This window comes from Blautia sp. AF26-2, assembly GCF_003460955.1.
GTDB lineage: Bacteria > Bacillota > Clostridia > Lachnospirales > Lachnospiraceae > Fusicatenibacter > Fusicatenibacter saccharivorans.
Map to the genome: position 1 here is coordinate 40,527 of NZ_QTWD01000009.1, position 25,609 is coordinate 66,135.

Sequence of the window (25,609 nt, forward strand, 5' to 3'; positions counted from 1 at the left end):
TTTGAGCGGTTGGAGAACGACCGCGCCGGGAAAATTAAGAAAAAGAAGAAAGAAGCGGAAGATATGGAACAGGAATTATTACAGGAAATTGCCTCCTACTGGGGAACCCGTGCGGAGGGGTATTCTGAGGTCAATGAAAAAGAACTGGCGGGAAGCCAGAGAGAAGCGTGGCTGCATGTATTAGAGGAGCAGTTTCCAGAGAAAAAGAAAGAAGAGATGAAGATTCTCGATATCGGAACCGGCCCGGGATTCTTCCCGATGATTTTGTCGGAGGCAGGTTATACGGTGGCGGCTGTTGACTACACGGAGGAGATGCTGGAAAAGGCGAAAGAGAATCTGGGAAAATATACGAAATACGGTCTGGAGCGCGTGACGCTGCAGCGGATGGATGCACAGAATCTGGAGTTTGCGGATGAGACCTTTGATGTTGTCATTTCCAGAAATCTGACCTGGAATCTGGAAAAGCCGGAGCAGGCATACCAAGAGTGGATGCGTGTCCTGAAACCGGGCGGCGTGTTGCTCAATTTTGATGCGAACTGGTATGGTTATCTCTATGACGAGGAGAAAAAAGAAGCGTACGAGGCAGACCGGAAGAAAGTGGAAGAGCAGCAGCTCGACGATCATTATCTGTGCACGGACATTGACCGCATGGAAAATATTGCGCGCCAGGTGCCGCTCTCTGCGATGGAACGGCCGGCGTGGGATACGAAGGTGCTCGAATCCCTCGGCGTCTGTTCCATCCAGACCGATTCCGAAATCTGGAAGCGCGTCTGGAGCGAGGAAGAGAGACTGAACTATGCATCGACACCGATGTTTCTGGTGCGCGCGGAAAAAAGCGCAGAGCAGCCCTTCCAGCTTGGTGATGTGACCGTCCGCCGCGGCGAAAAATATCAGGGGGATATCTCCTTTGCGAATGGGGATATCGTGCTTCCGGGAACGATTATCTGTGGAAAACTTCCGGGAAAAACAATGCTGATCACCGGCGGCGTTCATTCCGGGGAATACGTCGGCATTCAGGCGTGTGTGGAACTGGGAGCGGAGCTTCAGCCGGAAAAAACGGTTGGAACGATCGTGATTTTAAAGGTCTTAAACCGTCCTGCTTTTGAAAACCGTGCGGGCAGTCTCGGACTTTCCGATGGCAAAAACCTGAACCGTGTATTTCCGGGCAACCCAAACGGAACCGAGATGGAGCGGCTGGCGTGGGCGATGACAAAGGAAGTTTTCCCGAAAGTAGATTACTATATCGACCTCCACAGCGGCGACGATTTTGAGGATCTGACGCCGTACGTCTATTACGCCGGAAAAGCGGCGCAGGAAGTGATGGAGACTTCGCGGAAAATGGCGGAGCAGGTGGATGTACCGTACATGGTGCGCTCCATGGTATCATCGGGCGGAGCTTACAACTATGCGGCATCCAGAGGAATTGCAAGTATTCTCCTGGAGCGCGGCGGCATGGGCGCATGGACATCCGAGGAAGTCAATTCGGACAAGCGCGATGTGCGCAATATCCTAAGCAGCCTCGGGATGTATCAGATCCGCCGCGATGTGCGGAACTACGTGCCGATGGAAGTGACGGATGTCCGCTATCAGGCGGCTTCGGAAAGCGGACTGTGGTATCCGGCGGCGAAACCGGGAGACATGGTTGCGGAGGGTGCACTGCTTGGAACCATCCGTGATTATAATGGAAAACTCCGGGAGACATGCCGCGCCGAATACACCGGTGTTGTGCTGTACCAGACGGGCAGCCTGCAGGTAATCGAGGGAGGATCTGTTGTTGCCTACGGACGGATCGTGCGCGAGCCGGAATATGACGACCGCAAAGAACAGATTGTCCATTACTGGGAAAAGCGGAGTGAGAGCTTTTTGGAGCAGAGACGCGCGGAGCTGGCCAACCCGATTGCGAAGCGCTGGATGAAAGAGATCGAAAAACAGATTCCGGAAAAGAGACGGTTAAAAATTCTTGATGTCGGCTGCGGAGCCGGATTTTTCTCAATTCTGCTGGCAAAAGCGGGCCATGAGGTCTTCGGCATCGACCTGACACCGGAGATGGTTGAGAATGCCATCCAGCTTGCCGAGGAGGAAAACGCCGACTGCCGGTTCCAGGTTATGGACGCGGAAAAACCGATATTTGCGGATGAAACGTTTGATGTTGTCATTTCCCGAAATCTGACATGGACCCTGCCGAATGCGGAGCATGCCTACAGCGAATGGATGCGTGTGCTGAAAACGGGCGGTATCCTGCTGAACTTCGATGCCAATTACGGAAAAGACGATGCTTCTGACACGAAAGATCTGCCGGAACAGCATGCCCATTTTAAAGTTGGAAATGAAATGCTTGAAGAGTGCGAACGGATCAAAGCACAGCTTCCAATCAGCCGGAAAAACCGGCCGGCATATGATGTGGCGGTGCTGTGTGAGAATACCAGAGGGGAAATTCACATTGATCCGGATCTTGGAAAACGGATTTATCTGGAAAAAGATGAATTTTACAATCCTGCGCCGATGTTTTCGATCTGTGCAGTAAAAAAATGAAGGTTTTCATACCGGAAAGAAATGATTTGCGGAGGAAAAGGATATGAAACAGTTTCAAAACTTTGAGGAAGAAAATATTCATTACTGGACCGGAAGAACCGATGTGGCAGCAATGGAGGCAATTGCACGGCAGACACCGCTGTCAGAAAAACAGAGACCGGAATGGGATCTTACCGTATTGCGGGTGGCGGGCATGGAAGCCAAAGCCGATCCCGAAATCTGGAAAGCGGTCTGGACAAAAGAAGAACGGATCAACAATGCTTCCACCCCGATGTTCCTGGTTGAAGGAGTAAAAAAAGATGCGTAACTATGTGATGAAAAGGCTTCTTCAGCTGATACCGATTCTCTTTGTGATTACCTTTTTGTCTTTTGGAATGATGCGGCTGGCAGGAAGCGATGCGGTACTTCAGAAGATGGAAAATACCGGCATGGTTATGTCACAGGATGTGATCGAACAGGCACAAAAGGAGCTTGGACTGGACAAGCCGTTTCTGGTGCAGTACGTTGTATGGCTGAAAAATCTGCTGCATGGGGACATGGGCGTAAGCTATATCTCAGGAGAAGATATTTTTGATACCTTTCTGGCAAAACTTCCGGCGACCCTGCTTCTGACCGTCGTTTCGATTGGATTGACGATTGTCATTTCCATCCCGCTTGGCGTGCTTGCGGCGGTAAAACAGAATCGGATGATCGACTACCTGATTCGGTTCTGCAGCTTTATGGGAAACAGTATGCCCAATTTTTTCGTGGCACTGCTTTTGATGCTGTTCTTTGCGATTCGCCTGAAGTGGTTTCCGGTTATTTCGGACGGAGTCAGTCTGCAAAGCGTGGCACTGCCTGCACTGACCCTTGCGATCGCCATGTCTGCCAAGTATCTGCGGCAGGTAAGGGCAACTGTTCTGGATGAGCTGGGGCAAAGTTATGTAACCGGCGCAAAAGCAAGAGGTATTCCATTTTCGACCACGCTGGTAAAGAGCGTGCTCCGCGCTTCGCTTGTGACGATTCTTACTCTGCTTACGCTGTCCATCGGAAGCCTTCTTGGAGGAACAGCGATTGTAGAATCTATTTTTCTGTGGGACGGAGTTGGAAAACTTGCGGTGGATGCTATCAGTATGCGTGATTATCCGATGATCCAGGCATATGTGATGTGGATGGCGATCATTTATGTCGGGGTTAACCTGCTTACGGATTTGGCGTATCGTTTTCTGGATCCGAGAATTCGCCTGGGAGGAATGGAAGGATGAAAAAAGAAAAGACCATTACCGTGCGCAGACAGAAAATTCAGCCGGACCGGACCAAAAAACGTTTGTGTTTTTTTGTGTTTCTGACGGCACTGCTTTTGCTGACAGTTGTTTTTGCGGAGCAGATCTGTCCCTATGATCCCAATGCGCAGGATACAGGGGCTGCGTTACTGCCGCCGGGAGCGGGACATCTTGCCGGAACAGATCGGTTCGGGCGGGATATGCTGTCCAGAATTCTGGTGGGTTTAAAAACCAGTGTTACTTCTACACTGATTCTAGTGGTTGTCGTTACCGTGACGGGAAGTATCCTGGGGCTGATCTGCGGATATTTCGGCGGAATTGCAGACACCGTTATTATGCGGGTTTCCGATATTTGTCTTGCGTTTCCCGGCCTGGTTTTTGCAATGGCAATCGCAGCTCTTTTAAATGGAGGAATCAGTAATGCAGTTCTGGCGCTGGCGTTAATCAGCTGGCCGAAGTATGCCCGAATTGCAAGAAGCCAGACGCTGACGGTAAAAAATACAAACTATATGGCGGCCAGCCAGCTTGCCGGATGTACCGCGGCGCAGATGATCTGGCGCCATATCCTGCCGAATATTGCCGGACCGATTCTGGTAACATCGATGCTCGATATCGGAACGATGATGATGGAACTTGCCGGACTGTCATTCCTGGGACTTGGCGCACAGCCACCTACGGCGGAGCTTGGAAATATGATGAGCGGCGGAAGAAGTATGCTGCAGACGTATCCATGGGTTGTAATTGGCCCGGGACTTGCTATTTTTATGGCGGTTGTTATTTTTAACCTGCTTGGTGATGCCATGCGCGATTATCTGGATCCACACAATGGGCGGAAACAATAAAGAAAGGGAGAGAGAAACATGAAAACAAAATACTGGAAAAAAACGATATTATTTTTAGCGGCAGTCTGTTTAAGCGGCAGTCTGCTTGCCGGATGCCAAAGTCAGAAAAGTGCGGACAGTACGCAGACAGAAAACAGTGAAAAAACATTTGTATTTGGTGATACCACTTTTAACCCGGAAAATGAGGAAGCCGATGTCAATCCGCATAATACCTATGCCGGCTGGGCCTGTATCCGATATGGAATTGGGGAAACGCTGTTTCATTATTCCGATGCCATGGAAATTGAGCCATGGCTGGCAACCGAATATGAAAATCCGGATGATCTGACCTGGATCATCACACTGCGGGACGATGTTTCGTTTTCCAGCGGACGAAAAATGGATGGAGAAGCAGTAAAAGAATGTCTGGAACATCTGATCGAGGTTCATGAGCGTGCCAGAGGAGATCTGATGATTGACTCCATTACGGCAGAAGGTCAGACAGTCACAATCAAAACGCAGGTTCCAAAACCGACGCTTTTGAACTATCTTTCCGACCCGTATGGATGTATCATTGATATGCAGGCGGGCATTACAGAGGATGGCATCGTAACAGGAACCGGACCGTATCAAGTCGTATCTCTTACATCCGGGGAAAAACTGGAGCTTAAAAAAAATGAAACCTACTGGGATGGGGAACCGGGATTTGATCAGATTACGGTTCGCACCATCTCGGACGGCGACACACTTACCATGGCACTTCAGTCCGGAGAGATTGATGGCGCCTATGGAATGCCGTATGCAAGCTATCCGCTGTTTGAGAATGATGATTACACATTTTCGAGCTGTGCCACAAGCCGTGCGTTCTTTGCCCATATGAACTTTGAAAGCCCGATCATCCAGGATGAGGCAGTGCGGAAAGCAATTGCAATGGGAATCGACAAAGAAGGGTTTGTTGAGACGCTTCTGGATGGAAACGGTTATGCGGCAGTCGGTGCGTATCCGGATAATTTCTCTTTTGGAGGAGATGCCGTACAGGCAGAATCCTATGATCCGGCGGGAGCCGAAAAAGTGCTGGAGGATGCCGGATGGGTGGACCGTGATGGAGATGGAATCCGGGAAAAAGACGGAGAAAAACTGTCGATCCGCTGGCTGACGTATCCAAGCCGTCAGGAACTGCCGCTTCTTGCAGAATCGGCTCAGGCAACCTTAAAAGAAATCGGAATCGATGTGTCCATCAACAGCACGGCAAATCATAACAGTCTGCGAAAAGATCCGACGGCATGGGATGTTTATGCAAGTGCAATGGTAACGGCGCCGACGGGAGATCCGGAGTATTTCTTTACGACACACTGTCTGGACAGTTCGGCGGTCAACAACGGACATTACCATTCTGACAGGCTGGAAGAGCTGGAAAAAGAAATGGCAGTTACCTTTGATACAGAAAAACGAGGAGAACTGGCGGTCCAGATGCAGCAGACGATCCTGGACAATCATGCTTTTGTGTTCTGTTCACATCTGAAAATGAGCATGATTTCACGGTCAGATGTAACCGGACTGACGGCGCATCCCTGCGATTTCTATGAGATTACCGCAGACCTGAAACCGGCAGAATAATATGTGGGAAGAGCAAAAAGGAGAAAGAATGGAAGAACTGCTGTCTTATTCGCATGTCGATATCGCTTTTCGGGGAAACACCGTGGTACATGACGTCAGTTTCGAACTTCATCCGGGAGAAATTCTTGGCATTGTGGGCGAATCCGGAAGCGGAAAAAGTACCTTGCTGAAGGCTGCAATGGGTTTACTTGGAAGGGACGGAATGGTAACCCGGGGAGATATTTTTTTCCGCGGGCAGGACATACCGGATCTGCCGGAAAAACAGCTGCGGACCATCTGCGGAGCAGGAATCGGCATGATCTTCCAGGATGCGGGCGCTTCGTTAAGTCCCATACGTACCATTGGTGCGCAGATCCGGGAGAGCATGGCCGTCCATAAAAAAATAACGAAAGCAGAGGCGAAAAGGCAGGCACTGCAGCTGTTTGAAAAGATTGGCCTGGAAGACGGGGAAAGAATCTGGAGAAGCTATCCGTTTGAACTTTCGGGAGGCATGAAGCAGAGAGTGGGAATTGCCCTTGCCATGCTGATGGAGCCGCCGGTTCTGCTGGCCGATGAACCGACAAGCGCATTGGATGTGGCCGTACAGAAACAGGTGGCAGAGGAGATGCTCCATCTGCGGGAAGTATTTGGAACCGCAATCGTTCTGGTGACACATGATATCGGGGTTGTATCAGCCATGGCAGATACCGTGCTTGTGTTAAAAGACGGCTGCGTGGCAGAGTATGGTACTGCAGAACAGGTGCTAAAGGAACCGCGCCGGGAGTACACCAAAAATCTGCTGGCGGCAGTTCCCAGACTTTGGAGGAAATAAATGGAACCAATTTTGAAAGTTTCCGATTTGACCAAAACGTTTGAAGACAGAAAAAAGGAAAAATTTTATGCGGTAGATCATGTTTCCTTTCAGATGATGCCGGGGCAGACGCTTGGAATTGTGGGTGAATCCGGAAGTGGGAAAAGTACGCTGGCCAGACTTTTGTGCTGTCTTGAAAAGCCGGACGGCGGCGTACTTTCCCTGTGCGGCCAAGAGATCGGAGATACGAAACGAAAAAAAAATCGAGAGGTCTGCCGGAAAATTCAAATGGTTTTTCAGGATCCGGTCAGCTCTTTCGACCCGCGCCGGACGCTGGGGGAAGGGATCGGGGAAAGTCTCAGAAATGCCGGAGTTCCCCGGAAAGAAGCAGAGAAGAGGGTAAGGCAGCTGCTGGAGCAGTGCGGTCTTCCGGAAGAGTTTGCAAAACGATATCCGCATGAGGTAAGCGGCGGTCAGTGCCAGCGTGCAGCGATTGCAAGAGCACTGGCGATCGAGCCGCAGATTCTGATCTGTGATGAGGCGACGTCTGCACTGGATGTCGCCGTGCAGAAACAGATCATGGAGCTTCTGGATCTGCTGCGGAAGGAAAAACATCTGACAATTTTATTTATCTGTCACAATCTGGCACTGGTACAGTCCTTCTGCGATCGGATTCTCGTCATGAAGCAGGGAAAAATGGTAGAAGAAGGAACACCGGAGGAAGTGATCTGGCATCCGAAACATCCGTATACCAAATTACTGGTAGATTCCGTGTTATAAGTTTGGAAAGGAAGAGCAGAAAATGTGGATTTTCTGCTCTTTCTGCGTTATGATAGAGAAAAGCGGCAAGAGCGCCGGAAAAGAAAAAGGAGAAAACTTGCGATGCGAAAAGAAGAGTTAAAAACATATATCGAAAACCATGAATCGGAGATGATCGAAGACCTGAAAAGCCTGATCCGGATTCCAAGCGAAAAACAGGCGGCAGAGCCAGGCAAACCATTCGGCGCACTGGCGGCAGAAGCACTGGCGCAGGGAATCGAAATTCTGGAAAAATACGGCTTTGCCGTAACCAACTACGACAACTACGCAATTGCAGCTGACTTTAATCAGGAAGAAAAGGGCCTTGATATTCTCGCCCATCTCGATGTCGTACCGGCAGGCGAAGGCTGGCAGGAGACCGATCCATTCACCCCGCTCATCAAAGAAGGAAAAATGTTCGGCCGCGGAACCGCAGACGACAAAGGACCGGCGATCGCAGCTATCTACGCAATGCGCGCTGTCAAAGAACTCGGTTACCCATTAAAGAAAAATGTCCGTCTTGTCCTCGGTTCCGACGAGGAGTGTGGAAGCTCTGACCTCGAATATTATTATAAGAAAGAAGTGGAAGCACCATGCACCTTCTCACCGGATGCCGAATTCCCGGTCATCAACATTGAAAAAGGCGGCATGCGCGGCCACTTCGAAAAAACATCCGATGCTGGAACGACAGGCGTGCGCCTCGTATCCTTACAGGCCGGCACCAAACTGAACGTTGTACCAGGCAAAGCATATGCAGAGCTTGCCGGCATGGCAAAAGAAGACCTGAAAGCCTGCGCTGATGAAACAGAGCAGAAGACCGGTGTTTCCTTCGTTCTGGAAGACACCGAAAACGGCAATGTAAAAATCACCGCCTGCGGTGCCTTCGCCCACGCATCCACTCCGGAAATGGGTAACAACGCACTGACTGCACTGCTGCAGCTTCTCGCATCCGTTGGAATGGAAGAGAGTGAACTGAAAAACGACATCAGTTTCCTTGCAAAAGTTTATCCGCACGGCGACGGCAAAGGCGCAGGCCTCGGTGTCGCCATGTCAGATGAAGAGTCCGGCGAGCTCACCTTAAGCCTCGACCTCATGAACTACGACGGCAAAACCTTGACCGGTTCCTACGACTGCCGCGCCCCGATCTGCGCGACAAAAGAAAACCTGTACGATACCGCCGGGCAGAACATGAAAAAAGGCGGCTTCTCCATGGAAGGCAGCGGAATGTTCCCACCACACCACGTCCCGGCCGACAGCCCGTTTGTCCAGACCCTGCTGCAGTGCTACACGGATGTCACTGGAAAACCAGGCAAACCATTTGCGATCGGCGGCGGAACGTATGTGCATCATCTGAAAAACGGTGTTGCGTTTGGATGCGCAGACCTTGAAGTCGACAACCGTATGCACGGAGCAGACGAGTTCGTGGAAATCGAATGCCTGAAAGAATGCGTTGTGATCTTCGCGGAGGCGATTCTGCGGATCTGCGGGGAATAAATAATTGAAAAATAAAAGATAAAAAAGATCTTCAGCCAAACCGATAGATTCTGAAAAGAACAAGGTTTGCCTGAAGATTTTTTATGGCTCTGAATTGTTACAAATTTTCTCAGAACCGCAGTTCCCTGCACCGGTTCAGGCATGCAAAGATCTCCTGTCGTCTCGGCCGTGCCAGATCGCCTGGCCTTCCCGGGGCGAGAAGAGAAGTAAGACCTTTTTCATCCATCTGTTTTTCCAGCAGATCCACCACCTGCACCAGTGTTTTCTTACCGTCCATTTTGTGTCCGGCGGCTTCTAAAAGGAGCGCAGCCAGCCCGTTCAGCTGTTCATTGTCCGTGAGCTGTTCCACGGCGCGCAGATCCGTCAGAGATTTGTTGATGAGGATGGATTCTCGTCCCATCACTTTGACTTTCGTGCGGTCACTTCCCGTCAGGCCTTTACCCGGCTGCGGGCAGCGGTGAAAGGCTGGAACGGAAAAGGGGCGCACGGAGGCAGTAAACGGCGGAAATTCTGCGGCTGTGGTTTTTGCGCGATCCGTAATGTCATAAGGAACGTATTCTTTCATCTGAATGACAGTGTCTGCCACGTGGAAGTAAGAACCGGAGCTTCCGGCAACAAGAATGGACGAGATCCCGAGCTTCTCATACAGATCCCTTACGCGGCTGATAAACGGTGTGATCGGTTCCTCGCTGTCGGCAACGACGCGCTGCATCAGCTCATCGCGCACCATAAAGTTGGTGGCGGACGTATCCTCATCGATCAGAAAGAGGCTCGTGCCGGATTCGATGCCCTCGATCACGTTGGCAGCCTGCGAGGTGCTTCCGCTGGCATCGGCGGTCGAGAATGAAGTCGTATCACTCTTTCCGGGAAGATTGTGGATGAAGAGGGAGATATCGACGTTGCTGATGCTTCTGGAGTCCTCGGAGCGGAGCTTTCCGGCGCTTGCATCGGTGATGACATATTCACGGCCGTCCCCGGCGATGTGGTTGTATACGCCGCGCTCAAGCGCCTGCAGCAGGGTGGATTTTCCGTGGAAGCCTCCGCCTACGATCAGTGTGACACCGAGTGGAATTCCCATGCCGGAAACGGGTCCGCGGTTTGGAAGATCGAGGGTAACGCGCAGGGATTCCGGTGAGATAAACGGAACGGCGTGCTTCATCGGCAGATCGGAAACACCGGTCTCGCGCGGGAGAATGGAGCCGTCGGCGATGAAGGCAGTAAGCCCTTTTTCTTTTAATGCGGAACGGATCGCCTGCTGGTCCTCACAGAGATAGGCGACATTGGCGCATGCTTTCGGATCCAGAGCACGGTAGAACAGCGATTTTTCCACGCAGCCGGGCAGAAAGTCGAAAAGAATACGGATCAGCTCCTGCGAGGCGATGGTGCGGCCGTTGGCTGGAAAGCCGATTTCCATGTTGACGACAAGACTGCCGTCGGAAGGATTCAGAACGCAGGCAGTGCGCTCCAGAATTTCCTGTCCGCAGCGGCTTATCCCCAGCAGACCACTTTTGCCGGAACCCTTCGCGCGGAAGGAATACGGTGCGATGGCGCGCGCAAACTGGCGCAGCAGGTAATCCTGGAGGGCGACGCGCTTTTCGTATGTGTCGTAGAGAAAAGCCGGAAACGCAGCGGTTTTGCCGCTGACATGAACGCTGACCCGCGACGGAGCGGCGAACGGATCGCCCTGCACGTGGTCGATGGAGAGTGTGTAGCGCGGAAATTGATAGGCACCGCGGGTAGATTTATAGGCGGGATAGCTTTTGTGATTGATACTGAATAAAAGCTGTTTCAGGTCATTTGCAGATTGCATGAAAAAAACTCCTTTCAAAATAAAAAAGGTGAGGCTGCCGTACAGAGCATGTCTGAAAATGGCTTTTCGCAAGCTGCGAGTTCCAGGTGGTGGGAGATTTTGTCCGAATGAGGGCGGCTTAAACCCGCTACGGCAACCGAATGAGGGCAAAATCTCCCACAAAGTGGGGCTTGCAGCTTGCGGAAATGATTTTTCAGACACGCGCTGGACGACAGCCTCATCCAAAAAGCTTTAACGTCTGGAAACACTCTGGCGTTTCACCAGCTTGGTTGCCATGCACATTTTCAGACATTCGCGTTTCGGATCGGCTACGCGGTCAAGCAGGCGCTGGACAGCGGTGGCTCCAAGCTCGCGTTTTCTGACCTTCATAGTGGAAAGTGGCGGAACCATCATATCGCACATCGGAACGTCATCAAAGCCGATGATAGAGACATCCTCCGGGATGCGGTAGCCGTTTTCACGCAGTGCACGCATGGCGGCCGCCGCGATGATGTCATTGTCGGCAAAGTAGGCGTCCGCGATCGGCGCTTTCGACTCGAGAAGGCGCAGCATGTCGCGGTAGCCTTCGTCCGAGGTCGGGGAAACCGGGTGGACATATGGATGTGAGGTGCTGATACCGTTTGCACGGAGCGCTTTGTAGTAGCCGTCGGCGCGTTCGGAGAAGTTGCTGATGTCGAGGCTCGAGTGAAAGTAGCCCACGTTTTTGTGTCCGCACTGAATCAGATAATTCGTGGCGTTGAATGCCCCCTGGATGTTGTTGATCAGAACGCAGTCGTAATCGAGCTCATCGTAATAACAGTCCACGACAACGATCGGAACAGAAAAATCGCGGAACTTGCGGAAATCGGACGGAGCCATTTCGGTTGCAAGAAGAAGAATGCCCTCACAGTCCACAGCGCAGAGTGCATCGAGCTGGCTGTCAATATCCATGGTCTCATAAAAATAGGAGATATGAAGCGCACAGCCCTGACGGGTGCATTCGGTGGAGATTCCTTCGGTCAGCTGGGAGAAAAACGGCGTGTCGGCAGCGACCTTTCCGTGCTTTTTATAATTGACCAGCTGAATAATGCGGGAGGAAGCGCCGGAGGATTCATTTTTTTTCGGCGCATAGCCATACTCGGCTGCGGTTTTTAAAACCAGCTCTCTTGTGGCATCGCTGATGCCGGGTTTGTTATTGAAAACCATAGAAACCGTGGCAGGCGATACGTTGATCAGCTTTGCCAGTTCTTTCGCAGAAATATTCATAAGAGTTCAGCTCCTGTTCGATAAAATCAGCCCGCATGGTGCTTTCGTTTGTTTTGTGCATGCGGGATGTTGAAATTTATTTCAGTATTTATCTGAAAAATATTAAACTTATGCATTGATTTTAATATGAATTAAAAAAGAAGTCAACTTCTGAACTGTAAAAAAATGAAATATGAAGAAATGCATAAAAACAGCCATTCTTTTTTGTATAAATTACTAAAAAATATTTAATAAAGCTGAATAGATGTTGACAAGTTCAAAATAATTTAGTAATATAAGAGCCATAAAGAACAGGAAAATTCAAGACATAATTTAGCAGAATTTAAAGAAAATTAAGTGGAGGAAATGAATATGAAATCAATTAAGATCGGATTTGCACCTACGAGAAGAAGCATTTTCAGTGCCCCGGATGCCGTAAAATACGCCAACCTGACGAGAGAGCGTTTAAAAGAGCTCGGCGTTGAATTTGTCGATATCACAGACATCAACGAGGAGGGGCTGTTTTACGATGAGGCGGACCGTGAGAAAATCCAGGAGAAATTCCGCCGTGAAAACGTAAAGGGAATTTTCTTCCCGCACGGAAACTTCGGAACGGAATATGTCTGTGCAAGACTGGCAAAGGAAATGGGGCTTCCGGTACTCCTCTGGGGACCGCGCGATGAGAGACCGGATGAGAACGGTGTGCGTCTCCGCGACAGCCAGTGCGGCCTGTTTGCAACTGGAAAAGTGCTGCGCCGTTTTGGTGTTCCGTTCACCTACATGACGAACTGCCGTCTGACCGATCCGGAATTTGAGCGCGGTATCAAGGATTTCCTTGCTGTATGTAATGTGGTAGATACCTTCCGCCACACCAGAATCCTTCAGATCGGACCGCGTCCGTTCGATTTCTGGTCCACCATGTGCAACGAGGGCGAGCTGCTGGAAAAATTCAACATCCAGCTTTCCCCGATTCCGCTTCCGGAACTGACTGCGGAGATGAAAAAAGCAAAAGCAGAGGGCAGCGAGGTAGAAAAAGTCGTTGCATACTGCAATACCAATATGTGTGTAAAGATCAAACCGGAAGAACTGGAAAATGTAGCAGCTCTGAAGGTTGCGATGAAAAATCTGGCTGCAAAATATTCCTGCAATGCCATCGCGATCCAGTGCTGGAACGCGCTGCAGGGTGAGATCGGCATCATGCCGTGTGCGGCAAACTCCCTGCTGAACGAAGAGGGAATTCCGGTTGTCTGTGAGACCGATATCCACGGAGCCATCACCGCTCTGATGGTAGAGGCTGCCGGCAGAAACGACAAGAGAAGCTTCTTTGCTGACTGGACGGTACGTCACCCGGACAACGAGAACGGCGAGCTGCTGCAGCACTGCGGACCGTGGCCGATTTCTGTTGCACAGGAAAAACCGACGATCGGTTATCCTCTGGCATTCAGCCATCCGGGCGCTGTAGAGGCACAGGCAAAATTAGGCGAAATGACACTGGCGCGTTTCGACGGAGACAACGGAGAGTACTCCCTGCTGCTTGGAAATGCAAAAGGTGTCGAGGGACCTTACACGAAGGGAACCTACGTATGGGTTGAGGTACAGAACCTGAAACGCCTCGAGGCAAAAATCGTGGAAGGACCGTACATCCACCACTGTGTCGGTATCCACGAGAACGTTGTGCCGGTTCTGTATGAAGCATGCAAATACATCGGTATTGCCCCGGATTTATATGATCCGATCGAGGAAGATGTCAAAGCATATTTAAGAGGAGAATGAAAATCATGAGTGAATACAAGGAATTGAGTTGTCTGGCGTATGATCTGCGGAAGAAAGTAGTGGAAATGGTAGTTTCCGGCAAGGGCGGCCACATCGGTGGTGACATGAGTGTTATTGATGTGCTTGTGGCGCTGTATTTTAAAGAGATGAACATCAGCCCTGAGAATGTGGACGACCCGGACCGCGACCGTTTTGTAATGAGTAAAGGTCATTCCGTTGAGGCATATTATGCAGTACTTGCGGCAAAGGGATTCTTCCCGATGGAAGAGGTCATCGAAAAATTCTCCAAATTCGGCAGCCCGTACATCGGCCATCCGAACAATAAACTGCCGGGCATCGAGATGAATTCCGGTTCTCTCGGCCACGGACTTCCGGTCTGCGTGGGAATGGCGCTGGCAGGAAAAATGGATAAAAAAGATTACCGTGTCTACACCGTTATGGGTGACGGCGAGCTGGCAGAAGGCTCTGTCTGGGAGGGCGCAATGTCCGCAGGAAACTACAAGCTGGACAACCTCTGTGCGATCGTAGACCGCAACCGTCTGCAGATCTCCGGAAATACCGAGGATGTCATGAAACAGGACAGCCAGGAGGAGAGATGGGCAGCGTTCGGATGGAATGTTCTTTCCGTACCGGGCAACGATATGGACGCGCTCGTTCATGCGTTTGAGCTGGCGAAACACTGCAAGGGAAAACCGACGGTTATTATTGCAAACACAACGAAGGGCTGTGGTTCTTCCGTGATGGAAAATAAGGCGGAGTGGCATCATAAAGTGCCGACACCGGAGGAAGTAGAACAGATTATGAAGGATCTGGATGAGAGAAAGGAGGCACTGTCATGAATAAGATTCCAAACAGACAGGCCATTTGCGAGGTTTTAATGAAACATGCCGAGACGGATAAAGATATCGTAGTGCTCTGCAGCGATTCCAGGGGAAGTGCTTCCCTGACACCGTTTGCAAATGCATATCCGGAGCAGTTTGTGGAGATGGGTATTGCGGAGCAGGATCTGGTCAGCGTTTCTGCCGGTCTTGCAAAATGCGGCAAGAAAGCATTTGCGGCATCTCCGGCGTGCTTCCTTTCTACAAGAAGCTATGAGCAGGCGAAAATTGACTGTGCATACTCCAACACCAATGTAAAGCTGATCGGCATCAGCGGCGGTGTGAGCTACGGCGCACTCGGCATGAGCCATCATTCTGCACAGGACATCGCAGCAATGGCAGCTATTCCGAACATGCGCGTTTATCTGCCGAGCGACCGCTTCCAGACAGCAAAACTGGTTGAGGCGCTTCTTACCGATGAAAAACCAGCTTATATCCGAGTGGGAAGAAATGCCGTTGCGGATATTTACAGCGAAGAAAATACCCCGTTTGAGATGGATAAGGCGACGGTTCTTTCGGAGGGCACCGATGTTTTACTGGTAGCCTGCGGTGAGATGGTCCGCCCGGCGCTCGATGCAGCTGCTATGCTGAAAGAAGAGGGAATCAGCGCAGGACTGCTCGATATGTACTGTGTGAAACCGCTGGACAAAGAGGGCCTGGTAGAGGCTGCAAAGAAGGCAAAAGTTGTCATTTCGATCGAAGAGCACGCTCCATTTGGCGGCCTTGGTTCGATGGTAAGCCAGGTGGTCGGCGCAGAGTGCCCGCGTAAGGTAGTCAACATGTCTCTGCCGGATGCACCGGTGATCACGGGAACTTCTAAAGAAGTCTTTGACTATTATGGACTGAATGCCGAGGGCATTGCAAAAAAAGCGAAAGAATTACTGGCTTAACCAGAAATGGAATCAGCGGTGAATGTGATAGCCCGCAGGGAACTGTAAACTGCCGCAGGTCTGCGTATGCCATGTTCCTGCGTGCCCGGGCGGAAGAAAATCCGGGAACGCAGGAACTTTTTCTATATAATCAGGAACAAATCGTTCTGCGGAAGATGTTGGAATGTGTGGTAATCGCCAAAGATCTTGCCTATAGGGGCAGGGTGAATGCCGCGACAATAGAAAATGACGCATGGTGTGTTGAAAAACAGGGTGTATTCAGCGTTATTCGAGATGGGGATCTGGATATTTATAAAATTTTAGGAACGGAGCTGGAAAAATGGAGAAAAGGTATATCATCGGAATTGATCAGAGCACGCAGGGAACGAAAGCGCTGCTCTTTGACGGGGTGGGACATTTACTCCGCCGTACCGACCTGCCGCACCGGCAGATTGTCAATGAAAAGGGATGGGTGTCCCATGATCTGAATGAGATTTACCGGAATACCGTACAGACGGTAAAAATGCTGGTGGCAGAGTCCGGTGTTGCACCGGAAACAATCGCCGGAATCGGCATCAGCAATCAGCGTGAGACGACGGCGATCTGGGACAAGGCGACCGGGAAACCGCTGGAAGAGGCCATTGTATGGCAATGCGGACGCGCAAGCGGGATTGCGCAGGAGATTGCGGAGCAGGGGCACGCAGAGGAGATCCGCGAGGCGACGGGTCTGCAGCTTTCGGCTTATTTTCCTGCTGCAAAGATGGCGTGGCTGCTTCGAAACGGCGGAGAAGAAAGACAGAAACGTGCTGCAGACGGGGAGCTCTGCCTTGGCACCATCGACAGCTGGCTGGTTTACAAGCTGACGGGGGATCATGCATTTAAGACGGATTTTTCAAATGCGTCGAGAACGCAGTTGTTTAATTTGAAAACACTGGCGTGGGATGAGAAGATCTGCGAGATGTTCGAGATTCCGGCTTGTGCGCTGGCCAGGGTGTGTGATTCCGATGCGGTGTATGGAACCACGACGATGGAAGGATTGTTTTCCGAGCCGGTTCCGATCTGTGGTGTATTAGGCGACTCTCATGCGGCTCTGTTCGGACAGGGCTGTTTAAAACCGGGCATGATCAAGGCGACGTACGGAACGGGTTCTTCGCTGATGATGAACATTGGAGACAAGCCGATTCAGAGCAGCCACGGCGTTGTGACTTCGCTTGCGTGGGGAAGAGGCGGCAAGGTGGACTATGTGCTGGAAGGCAACCTGAACTACACCGGAGCTGTGATTACCTGGCTGAAGGATGACCTGAAGCTGATTTCTTCGGCAAAAGAGACGGAAGGACTGGCGAGGGAGGCAAATTCGGCAGACCGCACGTATCTGGTTCCGGCATTTACCGGGCTTGGTGCGCCGTACTGGGATGAGAAAGCAACGGCATCGATCAGCGGAATTACCCGCACCACAGGAAAAGCCGAGGTGGTAAAAGCGGCACTCGATTGCATTGCCTACCAGATCACCGACCTTGTCCGTGCGATGGAGCAGGATACCGGCATGCGGATCGAGGAACTCCGTGTAGACGGCGGCCCGACACGAAACGGATATCTGATGCAGTTCCAGAGTGATATTACGAATAAACGCGTAAATATTCCGGACGCGGAGGAGCTTTCCGGCATCGGGGCGGCTTATATGGCCGGTATTTCAGCCGGGGTCTACGATCTGGAAAAACTCGCGGGAAATATGAAACGAAGTGTGTATGAACCGAAGATGGACGATGAAATCCGGGAGAAAAAATATGCCGGATGGAAAGCGGCGGTCGACGGGGTATTAAGTAAATAGGGGACGGACGGTGTAAAAGGCCTCCCGCCCCACAGAGCACAAATCCCCGGACAGGCACTGTTTCGGAAGGCAAGAGGCTCTAAGAAACTTGAATTTTGCTAAAAGCGTCGCAGAAAAAGGCAAACTCGCTGTCGTTCAAACAGTGCCTTTTTCTGTGACAACGCAAAATCCAACTTTCTAAGATCCTTAGCCCTCCTGCAAATGTGTCTGCCCGGGGACTTACTCTGATTCTACGGTTCCATGAATTACACGTACTTCATGCGGCTCCAACAGAAAGGAGAGGGTGAGGTCGCCGTCTGGGGATGGAGTTGCAGTTTCTGTGGTGATGTCCGGAACAGAACGGTATTCAAGATAATTGAGCAGGTTCTGGTCGGGGTGAATCGGGGCGCCCATTTTCTGCCAGACGTCGTAGCTGCTACCGTGCTCGCGGGTGACGGAGTGGGTTTCGAGGTGGATCGGGGCTTGCGGGAGGCCGCGGAGGTAGACGTGGACGGACTTGGCGCCTTTGTCATCAAATTCGTAGTAGCGGTCGTAGTTTTGCTCCTCCTCGGGAGTCAGGGCGGTGGTGCGGTGGCGGGCGAGGTTGTAAGGGCAGTAGTGGTAGAGAAGCAGGTAAAATTCACTGCCGCTTTCGGAGCGGGTGAGAAAGTAGCCAGAACCCTCGGCGATGACGAGGCCTTTCAGGCGGGAAAGGAGCATCAGTGAGAAATAAGCAGCCTTTGGAACGCCGTTGTAAGTGATCAGGCCGGAGCCACCGCGGTACATGGTATTGGTCGGGAGAAGCGTTTCCGGGTAATCGGTCAGACCTCCACCGGAGAAAACACTGAGCCGGTGCCGATTCTCCAGAGCATTTTTGACAATGGAAGCTGCGACAAAACATGTATCGTTTCCAGGCGCACGTCCCCACATGCCGGGGCTGGATACGGTAATAGCAAGTGGAATCGAAAGGTGCATCCGATCCAGAAGTGCCTGGATCTGAGAGAGCTCCTTTGAAAGAATGTCCGGGTTTTCAGAGATCGGGTAAACTTCCTCAGACGTATTGTTAATATCAACAGAGGCGCCGACAAACGCGGAATAATCACAGAAGAAGCACTGAAAACTTAAGAGATCAGGCAGACAGTTATGTTCTACAGAAAATTCGAGCAGTTCCTCAAGCTCGGTATTTCCGGGCAGTGCTACATATCCCGTGTCGAACCCGAAACCGAAGATTTCCGCGTTGGGAAGCATATGCCGGATTGCCCGAAATGTTGCAAGATAAAACTGTTTATACTCGTCCAGATCACAGTTTCCAACTGAAACCTGCATCGCCTGTTCCATCGAAAATTTCCAGGAAGAGACCTCCTTCCTTCCATAAAGTGAGATCAGATGACCAAGCGTTGCTGTAATTAATTGCGTCCACTCCGAAAGATCCGAAGGCAGGTTCATAATGTGATCTCCGAACGGGCACAGCTCGCCGTCGGTGACGAGGCAGCGCGGGGTATAGTCGAGCATGAACCATGGGGTTGTATGAAGATCCTCTACTAAAAATTTGAAGATCAGATCGAGATATACAAAATTAAAACGAAGTGTCCCATCCGGGTTCCGCTTGCAGACACCGAGTTCATCCTGAAAAATACCGTGGAGCAGATAGCCGTCGAATCCGATTTCCCGTGCGCCGCGGCGAAGCGAATTCTGGACAACGGCGAACAGAAGATCGCGTGCGTAGCTGCCGCCGACCATTTTTTTCCAGATGGGATCCAGAGGTGTGCCGGGGGCGGAAAGATCGGCATGAATTGAATCGGAGCCGGAGAGGCGAAGCAGGTTGTTTTTCGTTTCGGAAGTCCGGTGGCGTAAAAGACTCATATAGGAAATTGTTTCTGTATTTGCTGTGACAGGAAGCTCATCGGGAGTGAAAGGTTGCAGCTCTTTTTGTGCGTTTTTCAGAAAATGTCCCGGTGTCATGCCGTATTCCCGGCGGAAGGCATCAATGAAGGTGTTGATATTTCCGAAACCGGAGGAAAGCGCCGCATCAGTAACGGTAGCGTCCGAAGCGAGGAGTGTCTGGCGGGCGTTTGTGAGGCGGACACTGCGCAGGTATTCGGAGAATGGTTTTCCGGAAAATTCCTGAAAAAGGCGGGAAAAATGACCCTCGGAGAGAAAAAATTGTGCGGCGGTGCTCTTTAAAGTAATCGGCTCCTGATAATGTTCCCAGATATAGCTTAAAATCTGTTGGCGCCGTTCTAATTTTCGAAGCACATGGGAGGACGATTCAGCATCTGCCATATCTGCTGGCGCTGCAGAAAAATCCTGCTGCAAAATGCTCAGAAGTTCGAGCAGCTCCGCAAAAAGATTCAGACGGCGCGAAGCAGGAACCTCCGTATAATCGCGGAACATTTCTGCAAGACGGCCGCGGATCAGACCGAGGTTGACCTGCTTTTCCGGCTGGAGTGGTGAGATGCAGTGCACCGTGCCGACGCCAGCCTGATTCAGAAGGTGAATCGGGATGTAGAGGGAGAGCGTGTGGGCGCCCTCCTCGCGATAGAGCTGGTGGGAGGAGAAGGGGTTAAACACAGCAAAATCCTCCGGTTTCAGAACATAATTTTGCTGATCGGCAAAAACAGCGCACCGTCCCTGCAGGGTGTAGAAAAGTTCCATTTCATTGTGCAGATGTATGGTATCTCCTGGACAATCGGTTTCAAAACGTATCTGGTTGGCTAAATTCATAAAAATCCTCCGTATGAGAAAGAATTAAATTTAAAATCTTGTTTTAATGATATAAAAATCTTGATTACATGATATTGAAAAGAGACAAAAAGTGCAAGAAAAAATTAGAAGGAATTAATTTAAGATGGAAAAAACATGAAAATATGAGAAAGAAAATATTGCATCCTCTATAATAGAGTCATTCCGAAACGAAACGTGCTGCTGTTCAAAGAGACAAAGTGAATGACCGCGGAAAGTTTCAAGTGCACGAAAATGAAGGAGGATACTATGGGAGCACAAAAGGAAAAGCAGACTGGTTATGTGCCGGCTGCGCAGAAATGGAGCTATTCCATCGCGTCAGGCGGCGGAAATATTATCACTACGATTGTCGGAAGTTTTATTTCGGCATATTTGACAGACTCAGTTGGTATCGGTGTGGCAACGGTATCGACGATGATGCTGGTCAACCGTGTTTTTGACCTGTTTTCGGATTTCCTGATGGGATCGCTGGTTGACAAAACACACACGAAATATGGAAAAGCAAGACCGTGGCTGGCACTTAGCGCGCCGCTGATCGCGCTGTTTCTGATTCTGCTGTTCAGCGTGCCGGACGGCATGGGCAAGACGGGTAAAATTGTTTATGTTTACATTATGTATCTGTTTATCAACGCAGTTGCATTTACGGTATTCTTTATTTCCCACACGGCACTGCTGTCACGACTGACTTTGAATGGTATGGAGCGTCAGAAAATTGCGTCTCTGGAGCAGATTTTAAACCAGGTCTGCGGACTGGCAGTAACGACCTTTTGGGTACCGCTTATCAATAAAATTGGATATCAGGGAACGGCCATTGTATATGGTGTGGCTGCCGGTGTCCTGATTCTCGTTGGATTTTTTGGAACGAAGGAAAATATTGTTGATGTTGAGGAAACCAAAGCACAGACGGAGCAGGGGGTTCCGTTTAAAGAAGCTGTTGGATGTCTGGCAAAGAACAAATTCTTCTGGCTGGAAATGGCATTCTTTGCATTACTGCTGCTGCACAATCTGTCCGGCGGTATGGTTACCTATTATTTCTGTAATGTCGTGCTCGGTGATGCGGGTTATGTGGCAATTCTGTCTGCCTGCGGTATGGTTCCGGCCATGGCAATGAACCTGGTTCTGCCGAACCTGGTAAAAAAATTCGGAAAAAGAAAGATGATGATCGCAGGATCCATTACGGTCATTGTGACATCTGCACTGATGGGACTGTTTACATCCGTTCTGCCGATGGTTGCTGTTCTGTATGCAATCAAGGGATTTATGATGGGAGCGATGTTCTCCTGTGCATTCGCACTGACCGGTGATGTTGTTGACTACGGTGAGTGGAAGTTTGGTGTTCGTTCTGAGGGACTTGTTATGTCTGGTGTCAGCATTGGACAGAAGATCGGCCTTGGATTCGGACCGGCGATTGCAGGATGGATTCTGGCAATCGGAGGATATGATGGAATGGCAAAGACACAGACAGCAAGTGCTATTGCATCCATTAATTTTGCGTATACCTATCTGGCAGCCATTATCGGCGTGGTTATGCTGCTGGTCTGCCTGGCATTTAACATTGATAAATATACTGCTAAAATGCAGGAAGATCTGACGAAGAAACACGAGGCATAAAAAGGAGGAATGGCAAATGCTGAAATTTCCAAGGGAAACGGTAGACAGTCATATTACAAGAATTTATGCATTTGGAACGGAACTGATGTATCTCGTTGAGGGAAATGAGAAGAATGTTCTGATCGACACGGGAAGTGGGTTTGGAAGTCTGAAGAGTGCTGTCGATGAGGTTCTGGCGGCACATGGAAATACAAATCCGCTGGCAGTGCTTCTGACGCATGGACATGTGGATCATGCGAACGGTTCCAGCGAATTTGTGAATGCGGGGATTCCTGTTTATTTGAGTGAGAAGGATCGATATATTTACCTTCAGCATTCGGACGATGCATTCCGAAAAGGCGGTCTTGGCATAGAAGAGTTTGAGGGGCACGGCACGTATGTGGAGGCGGAGGATTATATTCCGTCTGCGAAATTCGAGGAGCTGCGGAATCTGACCGAAGGAGACACGTTCGAGCTTGGCGGAATTACAATCCAGACATACGCCTGCCCGGGCCATACACTCGGAAGCATGATTTTTCTGATCCGTGAGGATGACGGGGAAACGTATCTTCTGACGGGGGATGCATGCAACACGTTTACGTTTTTGTTCCAGGAGTATTCGACGAGTATTGAGGAGTATGAGGAGACGCTGCAGAAGGTGGCGGAACAGCTGAGAGGGAAATATACGAAGGTTCTTCTGTCACATGGGGACGGTAATGGATATGTCGGAATTCTGGAGGATGTATGTAACGTCTGCGAAGAAATTAAGACGGGAAAGGCGGAAGGTCTGCCATTTGAATTTTCGGGATCGACGGGAAAAATAGCGCATGTACCGGCGCCGGATAAAGGGAATATTGTGTATAACGATGACCGGATCTGGAAGAAGGATACCGTGATTCGATAAAAAACAAATAACATCTTGCGTAGAAAAAGAGGAACGGATTTGGGCTGTTCCTCTTTTTTTGAATAGGATGGACGGCGGGAGGTCTTTTGCGCCTGATGATGAGGAATCTCTTAGAGAGAACCATTAAGAACCATTGCCAAAGCAAATAAAACCCGTTAAAATAGAGAGCAGATTATAAGCACAGCCGCTGGTGCCAAAAGCCGCAAATGTTGGAAAGGATGGCTTCAAGATGAGAAAATCAAAACTCCCGACAGGTACTTGGGAAAAAATAGAATCTAAACAGTGATTGAAAAGAACACAAAAGCGAACGGAAGATAGGGTTGCATGAAAGATACAAACAACAGAAATGAGAGAGGAGACTGCGGAATATGAAGGTTCTGAACTTTGAGGATAGTGTTTATAAGGCAAATGCAATTCGAAAAATATTAGGTAACCGCTGTGGTGTGGCATCGGTTGAGCAGGTGTCTAATGTAGAAGATGGTCTGAAGATGTTGAAAGATGCAGAAAACGCAGGAGAGCCGTTCAATTTGATCATAACAGATATGCATTTTCCAATGAGGTCAGGAGCTATCAGCGATACAGAAGCGGGAGAAAAGTTAGTTCAGATTCTGCAGGAGCAGGGAAATCAAACCAAGATTATCGTATGTTCCTCAAGAAATATGAAACTTCCAGGTGTGTATGGATGCATCTGGTATTCGGAAATCAGTGACTGGGAAGAAGAACTTTGTGATCTTGTAAGAGAGATGGAAAAAAGTAAATGATTTACGCGGTGCGTGATCCGTACGAACCCTGCTACACTGAAGTTGCAAAGGCTTCCGGCTTTCGTTGTGAGTGTCTTTGATTTTATACAGAAACGGTGCTGGGTAATGTAAGAGGAAACATGCGGATATTTTGTTTAGAAAAGAGGACACTATGGCATCAAGCATGATTCACTTGGCAATTGTACAGGAGATGAGAAAGGAAGTCTCGTTTCGAGATATCAACCGCCTGTTCCTTGGGGTGATTCTGCCGGATGGGGCGGTGGCGGGAAATAGCCATTTAAAGAAGAAAATCTGCGAAAATACCAGATACACATACGATCTCGAATGTTTCCGCGACAGATACGGGAAATACATGAAGAAGGATGATTTATATCTCGGCTATTATCTTCATCTGATCCAGGATATGCTATATCGGAGATTTATGTATGGGGAGCATGGCTGGAATTCGAGCGCTCCTGGAAATGTAGAAAAACTGCATCGGGACTACGAGATATTAAATGAATATGTTTCGAAAAAATATGGCCTTTCCCAGGAAATGATCCAGGAGCTGGATCTTACAGAAGAGCCATTGGCACAGCTTGCTGAATTTGATGTGAAAGGTCTTATAAAAGAAGTCCGCGGGGAATTCGTCCAGAGAAAAGAAGAGAAATTGTCCATCCTTACCAGACAAATGGCCGACGAGTACATCGTATGCGCGACGGAATTCTGCGTGGAAGAGCTAAAAGCACTGTCCAAAGGAAAATCAGGTCTGGACAGTACTGTGTGGAGCTGGGAAAAACCAGAAAACATATCACATGGAAAATTAAACCAGAAGTTAAATGCAAAAATCGAAAATATGTAATATAGTATATACAGAACAAAGCACGGACATTCACAAAAAGAACAGAGACGTGCAGAAAGGAGAATCGGAGAAATGAATTACTACATCAGCGATCTGCACTTACTGCATAAAAACTGCATCGGCTTCGACGAGCGTCCCTTCGCGGATCTGGAGGAGATGCATGAGACAATTCTTGCAAACTGGAATCGGAAAGTAACGAACAGCGACACCGTTTACATCCTCGGGGATGCCACCTTATATGGAAAGAAAGAGGATGCTATTGCACTGGTTGCAAGAATGAGGGGGAAAAAGGTTCTGGTAAGAGGAAATCATGATCATATCGATGATTACCGGTATCAGCAGCTATACGAAGAGATCTGCGATTACAAGAAAATTCAGGACGGAATCGACGGAAAACAGTATCATCTGGTTCTCTTTCATTATCCGATTTTCAGCTGGAAAAATATGGGACATGGAACCATCCTTTTATATGGCCATACACACGACAGCATGGAGGATACGTATTATCAGGAGTGCCTGAGAAAAATGGCGGAGGAGGAATGCAGCAGACACATTTATGAGTGCAGACCGCAGGCATACAATGTGGGATGCATGAAGCCATGGATGAATTATGAACCAAGATCCCTGAAGGAAATCCTGAGTTTTAAAGAGACGGCAGAGACAGAAAAATAGAATCTCCACCGATGATATAAAGCAAGTCAGGGTGGAACAATATTTGATACACATCAGTATCCACAAAAAAATGTGGCTGAAAATAAGGCGGTAGTTTAACCGAATCAAGTAAGTCCCCTGTTTCCAGTGCGAAAAGCAATAAGCAGTGGGTGGGGACTTGCTTGTATCAGGAGGAGTGCAAGCTCCTTCTGATAAACTGCGGAGCAGTTATTCGGTTATGAGCAAGTAGCGAAGCGGATTGCGAATATCCGCTTGACCGGGCAAAACTTGTGCAGAAAAATGTTTCATGTTTGTGGAACGTACAGCAAATTTTTCGTAGAGGATAAGGCACAGAATGCAGGTTCAAGTCCTGCCCGCCTTATGCAATTGAGATAGCTCAAAAGAAAGGAGCGGCAGCGATGGAACAGATCATCGAAAGCGAGCG

At 49.7% G+C, this 25,609-nt stretch carries 21 protein-coding genes and 1 pseudogene; 17 read left to right on the top strand and 5 right to left on the bottom strand.

The features are described 5' to 3' along the window. Positions 1 to 63: 63 nt before the first annotated feature. The 8 genes from DWY63_RS12540 to DWY63_RS12575 all read left to right on the top strand — a co-directional run bounded on the left by DWY63_RS12540 (position 64) and on the right by DWY63_RS12575 (position 9,314). Positions 64 to 2,532, top strand: a complete 2,469-nt coding sequence (locus DWY63_RS12540; protein WP_117802392.1) for a methyltransferase domain-containing protein — start codon at positions 64 to 66, stop codon at positions 2,530 to 2,532. A gap of 43 nt (positions 2,533 to 2,575) precedes the next feature. Then, positions 2,576 to 2,839 (top strand): hypothetical protein, encoded by a 264-nt coding sequence (locus DWY63_RS12545; protein WP_117802331.1) that lies wholly within the window; start codon positions 2,576 to 2,578, stop codon positions 2,837 to 2,839. Then, on the top strand, positions 2,832 to 3,776 hold the full coding sequence (gene nikB / locus DWY63_RS12550) for a nickel ABC transporter permease (RefSeq protein ID WP_117802332.1): 945 nt from the start codon (positions 2,832 to 2,834) through the stop codon (positions 3,774 to 3,776). Before DWY63_RS12545 ends, nikB begins: the two co-directional genes overlap by 8 nt. Continuing rightward, positions 3,773 to 4,636 (top strand): ABC transporter permease, encoded by an 864-nt coding sequence (locus tag DWY63_RS12555; protein ID WP_117802333.1) that lies wholly within the window; start codon positions 3,773 to 3,775, stop codon positions 4,634 to 4,636. Before nikB ends, DWY63_RS12555 begins: the two co-directional genes overlap by 4 nt. An 18-nt stretch (positions 4,637 to 4,654) precedes the next feature. Continuing rightward, positions 4,655 to 6,232, top strand: a complete 1,578-nt coding sequence (locus DWY63_RS12560; protein WP_117802334.1) for an ABC transporter substrate-binding protein — start codon at positions 4,655 to 4,657, stop codon at positions 6,230 to 6,232. Positions 6,233 to 6,260: 28 nt separating this feature from the next. Further along, positions 6,261 to 7,043, top strand: a complete 783-nt coding sequence (locus tag DWY63_RS12565; protein ID WP_117802393.1) for an ABC transporter ATP-binding protein — start codon at positions 6,261 to 6,263, stop codon at positions 7,041 to 7,043. After that, positions 7,044 to 7,802 carry an ABC transporter ATP-binding protein gene (locus DWY63_RS12570; protein WP_117802335.1) on the top strand — a complete coding sequence of 253 codons (759 nt, stop codon included), beginning with the start codon at positions 7,044 to 7,046 and terminating at the stop codon, positions 7,800 to 7,802. Positions 7,803 to 7,904: 102 nt separating this feature from the next. After that, on the top strand, positions 7,905 to 9,314 hold the full coding sequence (locus tag DWY63_RS12575) for a Sapep family Mn(2+)-dependent dipeptidase (RefSeq protein ID WP_117802336.1): 1,410 nt from the start codon (positions 7,905 to 7,907) through the stop codon (positions 9,312 to 9,314). Positions 9,315 to 9,423: 109 nt separating this feature from the next. On the opposite strand, the gene DWY63_RS12580 is transcribed toward DWY63_RS12575, so the two are convergent. The 4 genes and pseudogenes from DWY63_RS12580 to DWY63_RS12585 all read right to left on the bottom strand — a co-directional run bounded on the left by DWY63_RS12580 (position 9,424) and on the right by DWY63_RS12585 (position 12,369). Further along, positions 9,424 to 11,124: an ABC-ATPase domain-containing protein gene (locus DWY63_RS12580; protein WP_117802337.1), complete on the bottom strand. Its 1,701-nt coding sequence runs from the start codon at positions 11,122 to 11,124 to the stop codon at positions 9,424 to 9,426. Then, positions 11,108 to 11,233, bottom strand: coding sequence for a DUF6783 domain-containing protein (locus DWY63_RS19140; RefSeq protein ID WP_416822207.1), 126 nt, complete (start codon positions 11,231 to 11,233; stop codon positions 11,108 to 11,110). The genes DWY63_RS12580 and DWY63_RS19140 overlap by 17 nt, the downstream gene beginning before the upstream one ends. Positions 11,234 to 11,255: 22 nt before the next feature. Next, positions 11,256 to 11,345: pseudogene (locus DWY63_RS19145) on the bottom strand (DUF6783 domain-containing protein); the annotation flags it as partial. A gap of 10 nt (positions 11,346 to 11,355) precedes the next feature. Then, positions 11,356 to 12,369: a LacI family DNA-binding transcriptional regulator gene (locus DWY63_RS12585; protein ID WP_117802338.1), complete on the bottom strand. Its 1,014-nt coding sequence runs from the start codon at positions 12,367 to 12,369 to the stop codon at positions 11,356 to 11,358. Positions 12,370 to 12,720: 351 nt separating this feature from the next. Between DWY63_RS12585 and DWY63_RS12590 the strand changes: the two genes are divergently transcribed. From DWY63_RS12590 to DWY63_RS12605, 4 genes are all read left to right on the top strand, one after another. After that, on the top strand, positions 12,721 to 14,121 hold the full coding sequence (locus tag DWY63_RS12590; RefSeq protein WP_117802339.1) for an L-fucose/L-arabinose isomerase family protein: 1,401 nt from the start codon (positions 12,721 to 12,723) through the stop codon (positions 14,119 to 14,121). Positions 14,122 to 14,126: 5 nt separating this feature from the next. Beyond that, positions 14,127 to 14,960, top strand: coding sequence for a transketolase (locus tag DWY63_RS12595; protein WP_117802340.1), 834 nt, complete (start codon positions 14,127 to 14,129; stop codon positions 14,958 to 14,960). Then, a complete protein-coding gene (locus DWY63_RS12600) occupies positions 14,957 to 15,889 on the top strand; it encodes a transketolase family protein (protein ID WP_117802341.1) in 933 nt (310 codons plus the stop codon). The genes DWY63_RS12595 and DWY63_RS12600 overlap by 4 nt, the downstream gene beginning before the upstream one ends. Before the next feature lie 319 nt (positions 15,890 to 16,208). After that, positions 16,209 to 17,696, top strand: coding sequence for an FGGY-family carbohydrate kinase (locus DWY63_RS12605; RefSeq protein WP_117802342.1), 1,488 nt, complete (start codon positions 16,209 to 16,211; stop codon positions 17,694 to 17,696). A gap of 219 nt (positions 17,697 to 17,915) precedes the next feature. On the opposite strand, the gene DWY63_RS12610 is transcribed toward DWY63_RS12605, so the two are convergent. Next, entirely contained in the window at positions 17,916 to 20,399 is a 2,484-nt protein-coding gene (locus DWY63_RS12610; RefSeq protein ID WP_117802343.1) for a GH39 family glycosyl hydrolase, read from the bottom strand. A 267-nt stretch (positions 20,400 to 20,666) separates the two neighbouring features. On the opposite strand from DWY63_RS12610, the gene DWY63_RS12615 reads away from it, so the two are divergent. From DWY63_RS12615 to DWY63_RS12635, 5 genes are all read left to right on the top strand, one after another. Beyond that, the gene (locus DWY63_RS12615; RefSeq protein WP_158568374.1) at positions 20,667 to 22,028 is read left to right on the top strand and encodes an MFS transporter; all 1,362 of its coding nucleotides are present in this window, start codon (positions 20,667 to 20,669) and stop codon (positions 22,026 to 22,028) included. A 16-nt stretch (positions 22,029 to 22,044) separates the two neighbouring features. Then, positions 22,045 to 22,911 carry an MBL fold metallo-hydrolase gene (locus tag DWY63_RS12620; protein WP_117802345.1) on the top strand — a complete coding sequence of 289 codons (867 nt, stop codon included), beginning with the start codon at positions 22,045 to 22,047 and terminating at the stop codon, positions 22,909 to 22,911. A gap of 368 nt (positions 22,912 to 23,279) precedes the next feature. Further along, the gene (locus DWY63_RS12625) at positions 23,280 to 23,672 is read left to right on the top strand and encodes a response regulator (RefSeq protein WP_117802346.1); all 393 of its coding nucleotides are present in this window, start codon (positions 23,280 to 23,282) and stop codon (positions 23,670 to 23,672) included. Between the two features lie 151 nt (positions 23,673 to 23,823). Further along, positions 23,824 to 24,513: a hypothetical protein gene (locus DWY63_RS12630; protein ID WP_117802347.1), complete on the top strand. Its 690-nt coding sequence runs from the start codon at positions 23,824 to 23,826 to the stop codon at positions 24,511 to 24,513. 72 nt (positions 24,514 to 24,585) lie between these two features. After that, positions 24,586 to 25,185, top strand: coding sequence for a metallophosphoesterase (locus DWY63_RS12635; RefSeq protein ID WP_117802348.1), 600 nt, complete (start codon positions 24,586 to 24,588; stop codon positions 25,183 to 25,185). Positions 25,186 to 25,609 lie beyond the last annotated feature (424 nt).

Bases quoted from the DNA above. Each gene is read 5' to 3' on its own strand.
- DWY63_RS12540 (WP_117802392.1), top strand. From the start codon at position 64: ATGGAACAGGAATTATTACAGGAAATTGCCTCCTACTGGGGAACCCGT.
- DWY63_RS12555 (WP_117802333.1), top strand. From the start codon at position 3,773: ATGAAAAAAGAAAAGACCATTACCGTGCGCAGACAGAAAATTCAGCCG.
- DWY63_RS12560 (WP_117802334.1), top strand. From the start codon at position 4,655: ATGAAAACAAAATACTGGAAAAAAACGATATTATTTTTAGCGGCAGTC.
- nikB (WP_117802332.1), top strand. From the start codon at position 2,832: ATGCGTAACTATGTGATGAAAAGGCTTCTTCAGCTGATACCGATTCTC.
- DWY63_RS12590 (WP_117802339.1), top strand. From the start codon at position 12,721: ATGAAATCAATTAAGATCGGATTTGCACCTACGAGAAGAAGCATTTTC.
- DWY63_RS12580 (WP_117802337.1), bottom strand. From the start codon at position 11,124: ATGCAATCTGCAAATGACCTGAAACAGCTTTTATTCAGTATCAATCAC.
- DWY63_RS12545 (WP_117802331.1), top strand. From the start codon at position 2,576: ATGAAACAGTTTCAAAACTTTGAGGAAGAAAATATTCATTACTGGACC.
- DWY63_RS12575 (WP_117802336.1), top strand. From the start codon at position 7,905: ATGCGAAAAGAAGAGTTAAAAACATATATCGAAAACCATGAATCGGAG.
- DWY63_RS12615 (WP_158568374.1), top strand. From the start codon at position 20,667: ATGGGAGCACAAAAGGAAAAGCAGACTGGTTATGTGCCGGCTGCGCAG.
- DWY63_RS12605 (WP_117802342.1), top strand. From the start codon at position 16,209: ATGGAGAAAAGGTATATCATCGGAATTGATCAGAGCACGCAGGGAACG.
- DWY63_RS12625 (WP_117802346.1), top strand. From the start codon at position 23,280: ATGAAGGTTCTGAACTTTGAGGATAGTGTTTATAAGGCAAATGCAATT.
- DWY63_RS12600 (WP_117802341.1), top strand. From the start codon at position 14,957: ATGAATAAGATTCCAAACAGACAGGCCATTTGCGAGGTTTTAATGAAA.
- DWY63_RS12630 (WP_117802347.1), top strand. From the start codon at position 23,824: ATGGCATCAAGCATGATTCACTTGGCAATTGTACAGGAGATGAGAAAG.
- DWY63_RS12610 (WP_117802343.1), bottom strand. From the start codon at position 20,399: ATGAATTTAGCCAACCAGATACGTTTTGAAACCGATTGTCCAGGAGAT.
- DWY63_RS12595 (WP_117802340.1), top strand. From the start codon at position 14,127: ATGAGTGAATACAAGGAATTGAGTTGTCTGGCGTATGATCTGCGGAAG.
- DWY63_RS12620 (WP_117802345.1), top strand. From the start codon at position 22,045: ATGCTGAAATTTCCAAGGGAAACGGTAGACAGTCATATTACAAGAATT.
- DWY63_RS12585 (WP_117802338.1), bottom strand. From the start codon at position 12,369: ATGAATATTTCTGCGAAAGAACTGGCAAAGCTGATCAACGTATCGCCT.
- DWY63_RS12565 (WP_117802393.1), top strand. From the start codon at position 6,261: ATGGAAGAACTGCTGTCTTATTCGCATGTCGATATCGCTTTTCGGGGA.
- DWY63_RS12635 (WP_117802348.1), top strand. From the start codon at position 24,586: ATGAATTACTACATCAGCGATCTGCACTTACTGCATAAAAACTGCATC.
- DWY63_RS12570 (WP_117802335.1), top strand. From the start codon at position 7,044: ATGGAACCAATTTTGAAAGTTTCCGATTTGACCAAAACGTTTGAAGAC.